Below are 13,932 nucleotides of genomic sequence, written 5' to 3'. Positions count from 1 at the left end.
GGGCGAGATCAGTGCGCCCGCACGAACTCCGCGGTCGGTGTCGCGAGCCCCGCCCCGATCTCGGCCGCCGGGCGCTTCGCGCCCTTCACCTCGAACGAGTGGTTGCCGCCCTCGACCCACTCGACGACGGCGTTCGGGCCGACCCGAGCGGCCACCTCGTCGAGCTGCTCGTTCGGAATCGCGAACGGGTCGTTGCGCCCCTGCAGGAACAGCATCGGCACGGCGATGCCGGGCAGGTGCTCGTCGCGCGGCTTCTCGGGCTTGCCCGGCGCGTGCAGCGGGTACCCGAGGAAGACGAGGCCCGCGACCTTCATGCCCTCGGCGACCGCCATCGACGCCATGCGCCCGCCGAACGACTTGCCCGCCGCCCAGATCGGCGCGTCGGCGAGACCAGCCTCCGCCGCCCGCGCTGCCGCGACCGCGATGACCTCGCGCCACGCGGCGATCGCGGCCGGCGGCCGGTCGGGGAACTTCCGTCCGGCCTCCCGGTAGGCGAAGTTGAATCGCAGGGTCGCGAAACCGGCGTCATTCAGCGCGCGCGTGTAGCCCGACATGAAGGGATGCTCCATGCCGGCGCCGGCGCCATGCGCGACGACGATCGTGGCCGCGGCCGGCGATGCGCCAGCTGCACGTCCGGCGATCGCCGAGACGGGCCCGCCGTCGAGTTCGACGGTGAGACGCTCCTCCAGATCCGTCAGCACGTCGCTCACGATCCGAACGTCTCGAAGATGCCGCCGACGCCCTCGACGACCGAGCCGGCGCCGTCGACGAGGTCGCCGACGGCTGAGGTCAGCTCGACCACGCTCCCGACGGCGTCGATCGCGATCGCGATGTCGGCGGTCACCTCGACGAGGTCGCCGAGCGTGTCGAGGTTCGTGTGCGAGAGCGTCTCGGCCTCGAGCTTCAGCTTCGCGATCCACTCGCGTTCGAGTCCGAACAGCACCGCGTACGGCAACAGGCGTTCGTTGAGGTGGAACCGCGCGAGCGATGCGGATGTCTCGCCGGCGTCGGCGTACGACGGCGGCACCGCGGCATCCGATCGCAGCTCGGCGCCGCTCGGCGACTGCAGCGCCCGCAGCCGGTCGGCCTCGGCGACCTCGAGGTAGCGGCGCAGCCCGGCGAGGTGCTCGCGGATCGGCGTCGCCGCGGGCAGGTACCTCCGCCACCAGGCCGGGGTGATGAAGATCGTCGCGATCGTCGCGGCGAGGGCGATGAGCGTCGCGATGAGGGCGGACAGCTCGCCGCCGATCAGCGCGAAGACGAGGAACAGCCCCTCGACGAGCATGCCGAGGTAGGCGAGCACGGTCAGCGTCGTGCCCGGCCAGGTCACCCGTCGTTCGGCGATGAGCCCGTCGCGGGCGAGCGCGTGCTCGGTGTTCAGGAGCAGTGTCTTCAGCCGCCCGGCGAGCGCCCGCCGGTCGGCGGAGAAACGCCGCAGCCGGGTGCCGGTGTGCTCGGGGCCGAACAGCATCTCGAGCAGCGCCGTCTCGTCGACGGTGAGCACGGCGCCGTCGACGAGCTCGACGCCGATCGGCTCGCGCGTACCCGGCGCCCCGGCGATGAGCCGCACCTTGCGCTTCACCGCGAGGTCGATGAGGGCCGCCGACGGCGCGCGGCGGTCGGCGTCGACGAGCAGGGCGTCGCGGAAGACCGTCGACCCGCGCGGGGGCGTGTACTGCACGATCGGGGCGTTCACCCGCTGCGCCGCGACCACGCGCGCGACGAGCCCCAGCACCAGGATGATGCCGGCGGGCACGACGGCGAGGAGGACGGCGGCGGTGAGCACGCGCCCATTCTAGGGATCCCGGCGCGGGCGGTCACGGACTCGCCCACGCGGAGACGAACGATGTCGGAGGGGCGGCGTACCTTGGCTGCCATGACGAACCAGGTGCAGTCCGAAGCCCCCATCGAGGTGCTCGACGAGCCCTGTCCGCGGTGCGGCTCGGGCTCGGTGCGAGCGATCGTCTACGGCCCGCTCGACCTCGCGGTCGAGGCAGAGTCGGTCGACCCCTTCCTCTCCGACGACGCCCCGATCTTCGACTGCCGCGAGTGCGGCTTCGAATGGGGGCTCGCGGTCCGCGACCTGCTCGCCTGAGCCGGTCGGCGGCGCCTCACCACCCCTCGGTGAGCACCCGGTCGAGCATCTCGACGAAGAAGTCGGCGGAGCCGGCCTCGATGCAGAGCGGCGGCTTCGTCTTCAGCACGTTCTGGTGATCGCCGGTCGGCTGCATGATCACGCCGAGCTCGAGCAGTCGGTCGCAGATCGCTCGGGTCTCCTCGGTCGCGGGTTCGAGCGTCTCGCGGTCGCGCACGAACTCGACGCCGAGGTAGAGGCCCAGCCCGTGCACCGCGCCGATGAGCGGGTGGCGGCTCGCGAGCTCCTCGAGGTTCTGCTTCAGCTGCCGCCCGACCTCGGCGGCGTGCGCCTGCAGCCCGCCGGCCGCATAGGCGTCGAGCACCGCGAGCCCCGCGACCGACGAGGCGGGGCTGCCGCCCGTCGACGAGAAGAAGTACCCCTGGCTGCGGAACCGCGCCGCGATCTCGCGGGTCGTGATGACCGCGCCGAGCGGGTGCCCGTTGCCCATCGCCTTCGCGACGGCGATGATGTCGGGCACGACGCCCTGCTGCTCGAAGCCCCAGAACCAGTCGCCGAGCCGGCCGTATCCCGCCTGCACCTCGTCGGCGATCGCGAGCCCGCCGGCCGCGCGCACCGCGGCGTACACCTCGGCGAGGTAGCCGTCGGGCAGCGGGATGCCTCCGGCGTTGCCGTAGAAGGTCTCGGCGATGAACGCGGCCGGGGGCCGGCCCGACTCCGCGAGCTCGCGGATCCGCGCGGCGGCCTCGGGCGCGTAGCGCGTGGCATCCGCCCCTCGGTACCGGCCGCGGAACGAGTTCGGCGCCTCGACCGCGTGCACCCAGTCGGGGCGGGTCTCGAGCGCATTGGGGTTGTCGGCGGTCGACGTCGAGACCGCATCGGACGCGTACGTCCACCCGTGGTAGGCCTCGAGCACGCTCACCACGTCGCGCCGGCCGGTCGCCGCGAGCGCGACGCGGATCGCGAGGTCGGCGGCCTCCGAGCCCGAGTTCACGAGGAACACCGTGTCGAGCGGTTCGGGGACGAGGCCGGTGAGGCGCTCGCTGAACTCGACGACGGCCTCGTAATTGAACCGCGAGTTCGTGTTGAGCCGGCGCAGCTGCCGGTTCACCGCGGCGGCGACGCCGAGATGGCCGTGCCCGAGCGGGGTGACGTTGTTCACCATGTCGAGGTACACGCGGCCGTCGGTGTCGGCGAGGTGCTCGCGCCAACCGCGCTCGATCTGCGGCGGAGCGTCGTAGTAGTGCTCCTGCACCTCGGCGAAGGCGGCGTCGCGGCGCTCGAGGAGCGACGGCGCCGCGCGCGGTGCGGCTGCGGGCCCGCGGTCGACCACGCCGAGCTCGAGCATCGGCGCCGGGTCGAGGGTCACCGCGAGCCATCCGGCCGCGTACTCGGGGCGCACGAGGTGGGGCGCGTCGGCACGGCCGAGCCGCGCCCTGATGCGCGTGCGCGCGGGCACGATCCAGACGCCGTCGGCATCCTGCGCGGCACCGTCGATGCTGAGATGCTCGGATGCCTCGAGCCGCTGCGGTTCGGCGTACCAGACGTCGACGCCGAGCGGCACTGTCGCAGGCGAGACGGGGGAGAGCGTGCGGCTCGCCGTGAGGCGGGGTGTGCCGCGCGGAAGCCAGGCCGCAGGGGCGCCGGCGTCGAGCGCCTGCAACGCCAGTCGCTCCTCGAGCGCCTCGTCGTCGAGCCACTCGCCACCGTCGACGTCGTCGGCGAACACCGAGACATCGAGGCGCACCGCCTCGCTGCTCGGCGCGTCCGGCGAAGCCGACCGCTGCGCCTCGCGTGACCCGGTCGCCGGCTCGGTGAGCCCGAGCTCGTCGGCGATCAGGGCGGTCATCACCTCGGCCGGCACCGAGCACGCCTGCTCGAAGATGCGCCACTCGCGGTCGAGCCCCGCCTCGGCGTAGGCGTTCACCCCGCCGTCGAGCTGCACCTGGTGCTCGCCGCTGACGACGAGCACGGCGCCGCGCAGCACGACGAGCGGCCACAGTGCGGCCAGCTCGGCGGGCGCGAGCGGTCGGAGCTCGTGGAACGCCCGCACTGCGGGCAGCACCGACACGGGTTCGGCGCCCGCGTGGTGCAGCACCGACGAGATCGTGATGGCGAGCTCGGAGACGGCCCAGCTGCGGGTGACGTCGCCGAAGTCGATCATGCCGTCGGGCAGGCGCCGGCCGCCCTCGGCGCGGCACACCACGTTGTCGTCGGTGAGGTCGAGGTGCACGGCCTGCTGGGGGAGCTCGTCGGCGAGCGAGGCGACGATCGCCCAGGCCGCCTCGGCCGCCTCGACGACCCGGTCGCGCCGGGCGGGATCGGGATGGTGCGGTGCGAGCAGTTCGACGACGCGGTCGGCGAAGCGGGGATCCCACTGCAGCACGCGGTCGAGCCCCGGGTGCTCGAGCTCCGCGAGCGCGAGGCTCGACTTCGCCGCGAGCTCGCCCAGGCGGGCGACGGCCTGCGGGGCGAGGTGGCCGTCGCCGGTGAGCGTGCCCCCGTCGAGGAAGCTCAGCAGGCGCATCGCGAGCGGCCCTTCGCTCGTCTCGGCGACGATCGATCGAGGGCGGGCGTCCGCTGCGTCGCCCGGCTCGGTCGTCGTCGTGGCGATGCGCAGCTCGGGCCAGGTGGCGGCGATGCGCTCGGCCGCGGCGTCCTGCGCCGCCAGCTCGGTCGCGCTGAAAGCCGGATTCGTGATCTTCACGACCCCGATCGGCCGCTCGTCTCCATCCGCGGCGGAGCGCGCGAGGAAGTTCTGATCCTGCTGGCTGCCGAGCGGCTCGAGCTCGACCTCGAGCCCCCACTCGGCGGCGACGATCGCGGCGACCTCGGGGGCGGGCAGATTCGGTGCGGGCAGCTCGCCGACGGCGAAGAAATCGAACCCGGGCGCGACGGTGCTCATGCTCGGAAGCGTACGCGAGGTGCCCGGCCGGCGCGGCCCGTGGGCGGCGTCGGCCGGGCGGGGTGCGGCCTAGGCCGCCGACCGGGTCCAGACGACGGCGGCGATGACGCGACGGTTCTCGTCGGCGCACTGCAGGAGTCCGAGCTTCACGAAGATCGATCGGACGTGCGACTCGACGGTGCGTTCCGACACGCACAGGGCCGAGGCGATCGCCGTGTTCGACGCGCCCGTTGCGAGGGCGCGCAGGACGGTCGTCTCGCCGGCGCTGAGTGCGGCGAGATCTGGGACCCTGGCGTCGATCCAGTCGAACTCGGTCCGCTCGGGTTGGGGTTGGGGTTGGAGAAGCAGCCGCACTTTCGCCTCCTCATGTGGACGCGGCGATTCCGGGACAAGGCACGACCGTCGGGGAGACGGGGTACGGGGAGCCGGCCTGTCACGGTGCTCGGGGTCATTCTGCACCCGCTCGTGCGCGGCGGTGAGCCCCAATCCGGGGGGAATGGTCGACCGACGACGGGCCGCCCCGCGGCTGCCGCCGAGCCGCCGCCGGGACTACTCGTCGTCGAGCAGTTCGCCGCGGATGCGTCGGAGATCCTCCATGAGCGAGCCGACGAGGATCCAGTGGCCCGAGGCGGGCGGGGCGATGACGAGCGGGGCGGTGAGCGCCGGGATCACCGAGGTCATCGGCTCGGGCTCGGGCTCGATGTCGGCCAGGTGCACCGCGAGGCGCACGTCGTGGGCGGCGCGCCGCAGCTGCTCGGCGATCGCCTGCACGGTCGGCTCGGCCGCGAGGGCGTCGTCGTAGTGGTCGAAGAAGGCGCGGGTCATGCCGATGACCTGGGTGACGATCGGGCTCAGCCGTTCGACGAGCGTGCGCATCTCGGCGAGGTCGGTGCGGTGCGCCGAGCGCCTGGGGTTCAGGGTCAGCGACTCCTCGCCGTCCGAGATCGCCGCGTCCGCGGCATCCCGCATCGGCCGCATGAGGCGCGCCTCGAGCATGAGCTGCTGCAGCTGGGCGGGCGATTGCGGCGTCTCGAGGGCGCTCGCGAGACGGTCGAGGGATGCCGCGAGCTCGCCGCCGAGCAGGGCGAGGTCGCGCCGTGCGGGGGCGACCGCGACGGGCGGCACGATGAGGGTGTTCACGACGATGCCGATCAGCGCGCCGATGAGGGTCTCGAGCACCCGGTCGATGGCGTACTCGGGCGACGAGGCGCCGAGGGCGAGCACGAGCATCGCGCTGATCGCGACCTGGTTCGAGGTGCCGGGCGTCATCTTCAGCGCCCAGGCGACGAGCATCGCCACGACGATCGCGACGAGGATGATGGCGCTGTTCTGCCCGAACGCGAGCGAGATGCCCGTGGCGATGAGCACGCCGAGGATCACGCCGATCGAGCGTTCGATCGCCTTGCCGAACGACTGGTTGACGCTCGGCTGCACGACGAGCAGTGCGGCGATGGCCGCGAACACGGGTAGCTGCCCTGGGATCAGCCAGCCCGCGACGAGCCACGCGGAGATCGTCGCGACCGCCGCCTTCGCGACCTGCAGGATCGGCACCCGCTTCGTCGCCCGGAAGGTCGAGGTGATCCCCATGCGCTCCATTGTGGCCCGGCTACCGGGGGAGCGTGCGCGGGTCGTCCTCGCCGTGCTCGGGGATCTCGGGGTCGTCGCCGCTCGAGAGCGGGTCGTGGTCGACGACCGCGTCGACGTCGTCGGTCGGCACGTTGTCGGGGAGCGCGTTCTCGGCCGCAAGCGCGCGCGTCGAGGCGCGTCGCGTCGACCCCGTGACATCCTCGTGGAGGCCGAGCCGACGCCGCAGCCCGCGCACCCACGCCGGCGGCGCGGCGACGAGGCCGCGCTCGAGCGGCTCCTCGACCTCGAGCCCGTAGTACTCGCCGATGTGGTCGACGAACTGCGCCCGTTCGGCCTTCGCGTAGGCGCGGCGCTCGCGCGTGAACGCGATGATCGTCGACCAGCAGATGAGCAGCATGACGACGCTGAACGGCAGCGCGATGATGATCGCCGCGGTCTGCAGCGCCTTCAGCCCGCCCGACAGCAGCAGCGCGATCGCGAGCGCGGCGGTGATCGCGGTGAAGAAGGTGCGGATCCAGCGCTTCGGGTTGAGCTGGCCGCCGGTCGCGATCATGCCCATCACGAGGGCGCCCGAGTCGGCCGAGGTGACGAAGAAGATGCCGATGAGGATGATCACCCCGACCGTGAGGGCCTGGGTACCGGGGAAGTACTTGACGAGCTCGAACAGCGCGCCCTCGACGTCGACCGAGCCGTCGGGCTGCGTGAGGGCGCCCGGATCGGCCATCTCGATCGCGAGCGCCGAGCCGCCGAGCACCGAGAACCACAGGATGCCGAGCAGGGTCGGCACGAGGATCACGCCCGTCACGAACTGACGCACGGTGCGCCCCTTCGAGACGCGGGCGATGAAGATGCCGACGAACGGGGCCCACGAGATCCACCAGCCCCAGTAGAAGGAGGTCCAGCTCGCCTGCCACTCCTCGCCGGCCACGCCCTGGAACGCGCTCACGTTGAACGACATGCCGATGAAGCCCTGCAGGTAGTTGCCGATCGACTGCACGAACTCGCGCAGCAGGTACTCGGTCGAGCCGAACACCAGCAGGTAGAGCACGAGCAGGCCGGCGAGCACGAGGTTCGCGGTGGAGAGCCACTTCATGCCCTTCGTCACGCCCGAGAGCACCGACATCAGCACGAACACCGAGATGATGAGGATCAGCACGACCTCGGTGGTCTCGTTCGGCTCGACGATGCCGGCCGCGTCGAGGCCGGCGCTGATCTGCAGCACGCCGAGGCCGAGCGAGGTCGCGACGCCGAAGAGGGTGCCGACGAGGGCGATGACGTCGATCGCGTGGCCCCAGCCGCCCTCGACGCGCTTGCCGAGGATGGGCTCGAGGGTCCAGCGGATCGAGATCGGCCGCCTGCGGCGGTGGATCGCGTAGGCGAGGGCGAGCCCGATGACGACGTAGATCGACCACGCGTGCACGCCCCAGTGCAGGTAGGTCTGGCTGAGCGCCGCCTGCGCGAGCTGCGGGGGAGTGCCCTCGACGCCGGGGCGCGGCGACACGAAGTGGCTGAGCGGCTCGCTCACGCCGTAGAAGACGAGGCCGATGCCCATGCCCGCGGCGAAGAGCAGCGAGAACCAGGCGAGCAGCGAGAACTCGGGTTCGTCGTCGTCGCGGCCGAGGCGGATGTCGCCGAAGCGGCTGAAGCCGACGAAGAGGCTGAACGCGACGAAGAACGCGGCGATGAGCACGTAGTACCAGTTGAACGCGTTGACGATGCCCGCCTGGATCGCGCCGAACATCGTCTCGGCCGCCTTGGGGGCGATGAGGGCGAAGGCGACGAACATGGCGATGACGATTGCCGCGGGCCAGAACACCCACCGCTGCACGGGAGGAAGGGTCTTCGGCTTCGCTGGGCTGATCGGACGGTCGTTCGGTGCGCCGCTCATGCGCCCCACGCTATCGAGGATGCCGCAGGTCCGTGCCAAGATCGCGGTGTGGCCGACCGACTGATGCTCCTCGACACCGCCTCGCTCTACTTCCGCGCCTTCTACGGCGTGCCCGATTCGCTGAAACGCGCCGACGGCACGCCCGTCAACGCGGTGCGCGGGCTGCTCGACATGATCGCGAAGCTCGTCGCCGAGTTCGAGCCCACCGAGCTCATCGCCTGCTGGGACGACGACTGGCGCCCGGCCTGGCGGGTCGCGCTCATCCCGAGCTACAAGGGGCACCGGGTCGAACGGGCGGTGCCCGGCGGGGTCGACGTCGAGGAGACGCCGCCCGGGCTGGTGCGCCAGATCCCGCTCATCCGCGAAGCGCTCGGGCTCCTGGGCATTCCCATCGTCGGCGCCGCCGAGCACGAGGCCGACGACGTCATCGGTACTCTCGCGACCGGTGCCGGCAGGCCCGTCGACGTCGTCACGGGCGACCGCGACCTCTTCCAGCTCGTCGACGACGAGGCATCCGTTCGCGTGATCTACACGGCCCGCGGCATGTCGAAGCTCGAGCTCGTGACCGACGCCGTCGTGGTCGGCAAGTACGGCGTGCTGCCGCAGCAGTACGCCGACTTCGCGGCGCTGCGCGGCGACTCCTCCGACGGGCTGCCGGGCGTCGCCGGCGTCGGCGAGAAGACGGCGGCGGGGCTGATCCAGCAGTTCGTCGACCTCGACGGCATCGTCGAAGCGGCATCGGATGCCTCGGCGAAGCTGTCGGCCGGCGTGCGCGCCAAGCTCGCGGCGGCCGCCGACTACCTCGCGGTGGCGCCCACGGTCGTCGAGGTCGTGCGCGACCTCGAGCTGCCCGAGGTCGATGCGCACCTGCACCCGGTCACGGGCGAGCGCCGGGTCGCGCTCGAGGCGCTCGTCGACGAGTGGAACCTCGGCGGTTCGGTGGGGCGGGTGCTCGCGGCACTCGACTCGGTCGAGTCGGTCGAGTAGCGCGAGCGGGCCTCACGACCGCCGTCGTCGAGCGCCTACCTGCGGAGCGCCGTCACCCCGACCGTCGGCGGCTGGGGCGGCAGCCAGTACGGCGGCGCCGGCAGTTCGGTGCCGGTCGAGGCGAGCCAGATGACGAGGAACGCGTAGGCGGCCACGAGCACCGCGAGCCCGCCGAGCACGAACGCCGTGCGCACGACCCACGAGCTGCGAACGCCCGAGCGCCGGTAGCGCGGAATCGCCATCGCGGCGACCCAGATCGCGGCGCACCCGAACCCGGCGATCCAGACCGTGCGCAGTGCCTGGCCCTCGAGCGGTGCGAAGAGGGCGATGACGAGCGCGCCGGCGCCGAGCACGAGGCCGGTCCACGCGAAGAAGCGGGCGAAGCCGAGGCCGCCGATGTCGTCCTCGCCGGTCCACCAGGGGCGCGTGGGGTCGCTCATGCTCCGATCGTAGGGGCATCGTGCGCCAGCCAGGCGTGCATCGGGCCAGCGATGCTGCGAAGCTCGATCCCGTGACGAATGACCTCGACCCCACCGCTGACGCCGCCGAAATGCTGCCGGACGACGCCACCGCCGGAACCCTCGCCGGCCGCGTCTTCGACCCCGTCGCGGGCGGGCCGACCGTCGTCGCGATCCGCGAGGAGGGCGTCGTCGACGTCAGCGCCCGATTCGCCACGATGCGCACCCTCACCGAGTCGCCCGACCCGGCAGCCGCGCTCGCCGCGGCCGACGGCCCCGTGCTCGGCAACCTCGCTGAGATCGTCGCGAACACCCCCGACGACGTGCGCGATCCCGCCCGCCCGTGGCTGCTGTCGCCGATCGACCTGCACGTGGTGAAGGCGGCCGGCGTCACCTTCCCGGTCTCGATGATCGAGCGCATCATCGAGGAGCGCGCCCGCGGCGCCGCGGACTCCGCCGCCGACGTGCGCGACGAGGTGCTCGCCGTCATCGGCGGCTCGCTCGACGACCTCGTGCCGGGCTCGGCCGAGGCGGCGGCGCTCAAGGAGCTGCTCGTCGAGCAGGGCCTCTGGAGCCAGTACCTCGAGGTCGGCATCGGCCCCGACGCCGAGGTGTTCACGAAGGCGCCGGTGCTCTCGACCGTCGGATCGGGCTCCGACGTCGGCGTGCTGTCGACGTCGGTGTGGAACAACCCCGAGCCCGAGCTCGTGCTCGTCGTCGCCTCCGACGGGCGCATCGTCGGCGCGACGCTCGGCAACGACGTGAACCTGCGCGACATCGAGGGCCGCTCGGCGCTGCTGCTCGGCAAGGCCAAGGACAACAACGCCTCAGCGGCGGTCGGCCCGTTCATCCGGCTCTTCGACGACGGCTACGGCCTCGACGATGTCCGCCGCGCGGTCGTCACCCTCGAGGTCGACGGCATCGACGGGTTCCGCCTCGAGGCGACGAGCCCGCTCGAGCGCATCAGCCGCGACCCCGCCGACCTCGTGGCGCAGACCATCGGCGCCCACCACCGCTACCCCGACGGGTTCGTGCTCTACCTCGGCACGCTGTTCGCGCCGATCCAGGATCGCGACGAGGCCGGGCACGGGTTCACGCACCATCTCGACGACGTCGTCACGATCCGCGAGCCTCGGCTCGGCGCCCTCGTCAACCGCGTGCGCCACAGCGAGACGGTCGCGCCGTGGACCCTCGGCGTCGACGAGCTCTACCGCGGCCTCGCCCGGCGCGGCCTGCTCTGATCACCCGGCGGCCGCCTCACGCCTCGGTGGCCTCGTCGCTCATCCGTGCGGAGCGACCGATGAGTGCGCGGCCGATCAGCCCGACGCCGGCGACGCAGACGGCGACGACGAGCGGCGGCCCGACGAGGGCGGGCTCAGTCAGGGCCATCCCGAAGACGCTTCGGCCGTAGTCGAGCATCTCGGCGGGCTCGCGGGCGAGCACCCGCGTGCCCGCGGCGGCCGACACGGCCGTGATCAGTGCCGGCCCGACCCAGAAGATCACGAGGCTCGCGAGCGCGCCGATCACCCGGCCGACCGTGTCGACCCCGCCCCAGGCGATCGCGGCTCCGACGAGCACGGCCGGCACCCAGCGCACCGCTGTCCAGAGCCAGGCGGGTTCGCCGGCGAACACGGGGTCGGGCGCGAGCAGCAGGTGGATCCAACCCGAGACGAGCACGGCGGCGATCGCGAGCCCGATCACCGCGCCCGCCCGCGGCGCCCTCGAGACGAGCCAGAGCACGAGCACAGCGACGAGGAGTGCGAGGATCGCGACGGCGAGCACCGCGGTGAGGTAGAAGGCCGACCAGTCGTCGTCGCGTAGCCCGGCGCCCACGACCGTCGCGGTCTGGACGATCGCGACCACGTCGACGAGGAGCACCCCGAAGACGAGCAGTGCGAAACCGCCGGGAGGAGTCCGGCGGCGCAGCGCACGGGCGGCGATGCCGGCTGCGGCCGCGCCGACGACGAGCAGCGAGGCGATGGTCGACAGCTGGTACTGGCTGAACGGCAGCAGCACGAGCGGCATGTCGTCGGGCATGGTGTCGGCCGCCCAGAGGTTCTGCAGCGGCAGCCGCATGCCGGTGGCGAGCCACGGCAGCAGGCCGATGACCGCCGCGGCGACGCCGATGAGGATGAACGGCCAGCGGGGGAGCGGCGCCGATGGCGCGGGCGCCTCGCCGAGGGCGGAGTCGCCGGGCGCGAAATCGCGCGCGGGGTCGGACGCAGCGGGGGTGGTCGCGGACGGTTGCATGGCACCTCGTCATCGATCGGGTCGACCCTCGACGGCCGACCCGCCCCACCCTACGCCCGGGCCCGGTCGGAGCTCCGGCGCGTCGCCCATTGGCCGAATCCTTGCGAGACATGGCATTCTGGCCGGATGACTCGTCGCCACCATCGCGTCGCCGTGCTCGTGCTGCCGGGGGCGAAACCGCTCGACGTCGGCATCCCCGCGCAGGTGTTCTCGACCAGGGCGAGCATGCCGTACGAGGTGCGCGTGTGCGGCGCGGCGCCCGGGCTCGTGGCGGGCGGCGATGGCCTCTCGTACCACGTGGCCGACGGGCTCGACGCGCTCGCGTGGGCCGAGACGATCTTCATCCCCGGCTATCGCCGTCCCGACCTCGACGACCCGCCCGCCGAGGTGGTCGAGGCCCTGCGTGCCGCGCACGCGCGTGGTGCACGACTTGCCGCGATCTCGACGGGGGCGTTCGCGCTCGCCGCGACGGGGCTGCTCGACGGCCGCCGCGCCACGACCCACTGGCACTACACGCGGGCGCTCGCCACGAGGCATCCGCTCGTGAACGTCGACTCGAACGTGCTCTTCGTCGACGAGGGCTCCGTGCTCACCAGCGCCGGCGCCGCCTCCGGCATCGACCTCTGCCTGCACCTCGTGCGTCGCGACCACGGCGTCGCCGTCGCGAACCACGCGGCCCGGCGCCTCGTCGCCGCGCCGTACCGTTCGGGCGGCCAGGCGCAGTTCGTGCCGCGGAGCCTGCCGCCCGAGCTCGGCGCGGTGTTCGCCGACACCCGCGAGTGGGCGCTGCGCCGGCTCGACGAGCCGCTCACCCTCGACGTGCTCGCCCGGCACGCGAACGTCTCGGCGCGCACCTTCTCGCGCCGCTTCGTCGACGACACCGGGTACACGCCGATGCAGTGGGTGCTGCGCGCCCGGGTCGACATGGCGCGCGAACTGCTCGAACGCAGCGAGCTCGGCATCGACCAGATCGCGGCGCGCGCGGGCCTCGGCACCGGGGCGAACCTTCGGCTGCACTTCAAGCGCATCCTCGGCACCTCGCCGAGCGACTACCGCGAGACCTTCGCCCGCGGCGAGTAGCCACCCCCGCGCGCCCCGCCCGGTCACGCCAGGTCGAGTACCGTCCAGACGATCTCGCCGGCCTGCTCCTCGATCGCCGTGCGATCGCGCCGGAACCCGAGCTTGTCGAGCACCCGGAACGACGGCGCGTTCCAGCTGCCGACCGTCGCCCAGAGGCGCTGCCGCCCGGTCGCCCGCGCCGCCTCGACGACGGCCGCCGCCGCCTCGGTCGCGTAGCCGTGCCCGTGCGCGCTGCGCAGCAGCTCGTACGCGAGCTCGGGCTCGTCGATCGTCGACCGCCCGACGACGAGTCCGCAGTACCCGAGGAACTCGTCGCTGCCGCGGGGGTGCAGGGTCAGCAGGTGGATGCCGCGCGCCGGCGCACTCTCGCGCGCGCCGCGGATGTCGGCGAGCGCCTCGTCGAGGCTCATCGGCTCGTCGACGTGCTGCTCGAGGCCGCCCGTGCGTTCGGCGTGATCGCGCTTGCGCTCGACGACGAGCTGCCGGTAGCCCTCGGCGTCGGACTCCTGCCAGAGCTGCAGGGTGAGGCGTTCGGTCTCGAGGGCGAAGGGCAGCGGTCCGTAGGGCATGCGATCACGCTATCGGCAGCCCGGACCGACGTTGGCGGGATCCTTTCGAGTACTGGCTTGCGTGCCACTCGCGCGCGAGGCATCCCGCAGCGAAGGTGGAACCATCGCGGAAT

Annotated in this window: 13 protein-coding genes; 4 read left to right on the top strand and 9 right to left on the bottom strand. The window is 72.7% G+C overall.

Annotated features, from left to right (window positions below; genetic code table 11):
- Nucleotides 1-8 precede the first annotated feature (8 nt).
- Together ACFVTR_RS07925 and ACFVTR_RS07920 are read right to left on the bottom strand one after the other, a co-directional pair.
- Nucleotides 9-710 (bottom strand): alpha/beta family hydrolase, encoded by a 702-nt coding sequence (locus tag ACFVTR_RS07925; protein ID WP_387036249.1) that lies wholly within the window; start codon nt 708-710, stop codon nt 9-11.
- Entirely contained in the window at nt 707-1,786 is a 1,080-nt protein-coding gene (locus tag ACFVTR_RS07920; RefSeq protein WP_387036247.1) for a DUF2207 family protein, read from the bottom strand. The genes ACFVTR_RS07925 and ACFVTR_RS07920 overlap by 4 nt, the downstream gene beginning before the upstream one ends.
- Before the next feature lie 90 nt (nt 1,787-1,876).
- Between ACFVTR_RS07920 and ACFVTR_RS07915 the strand changes: the two genes are divergently transcribed.
- The gene (locus tag ACFVTR_RS07915) at nt 1,877-2,095 is read left to right on the top strand and encodes a hypothetical protein (RefSeq protein ID WP_376943664.1); all 219 of its coding nucleotides are present in this window, start codon (nt 1,877-1,879) and stop codon (nt 2,093-2,095) included.
- Nucleotides 2,096-2,111: 16 nt separating this feature from the next.
- Here the strand turns inward: ACFVTR_RS07915 and ACFVTR_RS07910 are convergent, their stop codons facing one another.
- From ACFVTR_RS07910 to ACFVTR_RS07895, 4 genes are all read right to left on the bottom strand, one after another.
- Complete coding sequence (locus tag ACFVTR_RS07910) at nt 2,112-5,000, bottom strand: aminotransferase class III-fold pyridoxal phosphate-dependent enzyme (protein WP_387036245.1); 2,889 nt, start codon at nt 4,998-5,000, stop codon at nt 2,112-2,114.
- 69 nt (nt 5,001-5,069) lie between these two features.
- The gene (locus tag ACFVTR_RS07905) at nt 5,070-5,354 is read right to left on the bottom strand and encodes a response regulator transcription factor (RefSeq protein WP_376943668.1); all 285 of its coding nucleotides are present in this window, start codon (nt 5,352-5,354) and stop codon (nt 5,070-5,072) included.
- 195 nt (nt 5,355-5,549) lie between these two features.
- Entirely contained in the window at nt 5,550-6,587 is a 1,038-nt protein-coding gene (locus ACFVTR_RS07900) for an aromatic acid exporter family protein (protein ID WP_376943670.1), read from the bottom strand.
- A gap of 19 nt (nt 6,588-6,606) precedes the next feature.
- Entirely contained in the window at nt 6,607-8,475 is a 1,869-nt protein-coding gene (locus ACFVTR_RS07895; protein WP_387036243.1) for a BCCT family transporter, read from the bottom strand.
- Between the two features lie 63 nt (nt 8,476-8,538).
- On the opposite strand from ACFVTR_RS07895, the gene ACFVTR_RS07890 reads away from it, so the two are divergent.
- Complete coding sequence (locus tag ACFVTR_RS07890; protein ID WP_387036600.1) at nt 8,539-9,462, top strand: 5'-3' exonuclease H3TH domain-containing protein; 924 nt, start codon at nt 8,539-8,541, stop codon at nt 9,460-9,462.
- A 35-nt stretch (nt 9,463-9,497) separates the two neighbouring features.
- On the opposite strand, the gene ACFVTR_RS07885 is transcribed toward ACFVTR_RS07890, so the two are convergent.
- On the bottom strand, nt 9,498-9,902 hold the full coding sequence (locus ACFVTR_RS07885) for a hypothetical protein (RefSeq protein ID WP_387036241.1): 405 nt from the start codon (nt 9,900-9,902) through the stop codon (nt 9,498-9,500).
- A gap of 71 nt (nt 9,903-9,973) precedes the next feature.
- On the opposite strand from ACFVTR_RS07885, the gene ACFVTR_RS07880 reads away from it, so the two are divergent.
- Nucleotides 9,974-11,161: a fumarylacetoacetate hydrolase family protein gene (locus tag ACFVTR_RS07880; protein ID WP_387036239.1), complete on the top strand. Its 1,188-nt coding sequence runs from the start codon at nt 9,974-9,976 to the stop codon at nt 11,159-11,161.
- A gap of 16 nt (nt 11,162-11,177) precedes the next feature.
- Here the strand turns inward: ACFVTR_RS07880 and ACFVTR_RS07875 are convergent, their stop codons facing one another.
- On the bottom strand, nt 11,178-12,170 hold the full coding sequence (locus tag ACFVTR_RS07875) for a hypothetical protein (protein ID WP_387036237.1): 993 nt from the start codon (nt 12,168-12,170) through the stop codon (nt 11,178-11,180).
- 126 nt (nt 12,171-12,296) lie between these two features.
- Here ACFVTR_RS07875 and ACFVTR_RS07870 point away from each other — a divergent pair, with 126 nt between their 5' ends.
- On the top strand, nt 12,297-13,250 hold the full coding sequence (locus ACFVTR_RS07870) for a GlxA family transcriptional regulator (RefSeq protein ID WP_387036235.1): 954 nt from the start codon (nt 12,297-12,299) through the stop codon (nt 13,248-13,250).
- Between the two features lie 23 nt (nt 13,251-13,273).
- Here ACFVTR_RS07870 and ACFVTR_RS07865 read toward each other — a convergent pair whose 3' ends face one another.
- Nucleotides 13,274-13,819 (bottom strand): GNAT family N-acetyltransferase, encoded by a 546-nt coding sequence (locus ACFVTR_RS07865; protein WP_387036233.1) that lies wholly within the window; start codon nt 13,817-13,819, stop codon nt 13,274-13,276.
- Nucleotides 13,820-13,932: the final 113 nt, after the last annotated feature.

The sequence above is a fragment of the Agromyces sp. NPDC058126 genome, from assembly GCF_042884595.1.
In the GTDB taxonomy this organism is placed as follows: Bacteria; Actinomycetota; Actinomycetes; order Actinomycetales; family Microbacteriaceae; genus Agromyces.
This window is presented reverse-complemented; position numbering and strand designations above follow the sequence as displayed.

Bases quoted from the DNA above. Each gene is read 5' to 3' on its own strand.
- ACFVTR_RS07915 (WP_376943664.1), top strand. From the start codon at position 1,877: ATGACGAACCAGGTGCAGTCCGAAGCCCCCATCGAGGTGCTCGACGAG.
- ACFVTR_RS07910 (WP_387036245.1), bottom strand. From the start codon at position 5,000: ATGAGCACCGTCGCGCCCGGGTTCGATTTCTTCGCCGTCGGCGAGCTG.
- ACFVTR_RS07900 (WP_376943670.1), bottom strand. From the start codon at position 6,587: ATGGGGATCACCTCGACCTTCCGGGCGACGAAGCGGGTGCCGATCCTG.
- ACFVTR_RS07895 (WP_387036243.1), bottom strand. From the start codon at position 8,475: ATGAGCGGCGCACCGAACGACCGTCCGATCAGCCCAGCGAAGCCGAAG.
- ACFVTR_RS07890 (WP_387036600.1), top strand. From the start codon at position 8,539: ATGCTCCTCGACACCGCCTCGCTCTACTTCCGCGCCTTCTACGGCGTG.
- ACFVTR_RS07885 (WP_387036241.1), bottom strand. From the start codon at position 9,902: ATGAGCGACCCCACGCGCCCCTGGTGGACCGGCGAGGACGACATCGGC.
- ACFVTR_RS07875 (WP_387036237.1), bottom strand. From the start codon at position 12,170: ATGCAACCGTCCGCGACCACCCCCGCTGCGTCCGACCCCGCGCGCGAT.
- ACFVTR_RS07870 (WP_387036235.1), top strand. From the start codon at position 12,297: ATGACTCGTCGCCACCATCGCGTCGCCGTGCTCGTGCTGCCGGGGGCG.
- ACFVTR_RS07865 (WP_387036233.1), bottom strand. From the start codon at position 13,819: ATGCCCTACGGACCGCTGCCCTTCGCCCTCGAGACCGAACGCCTCACC.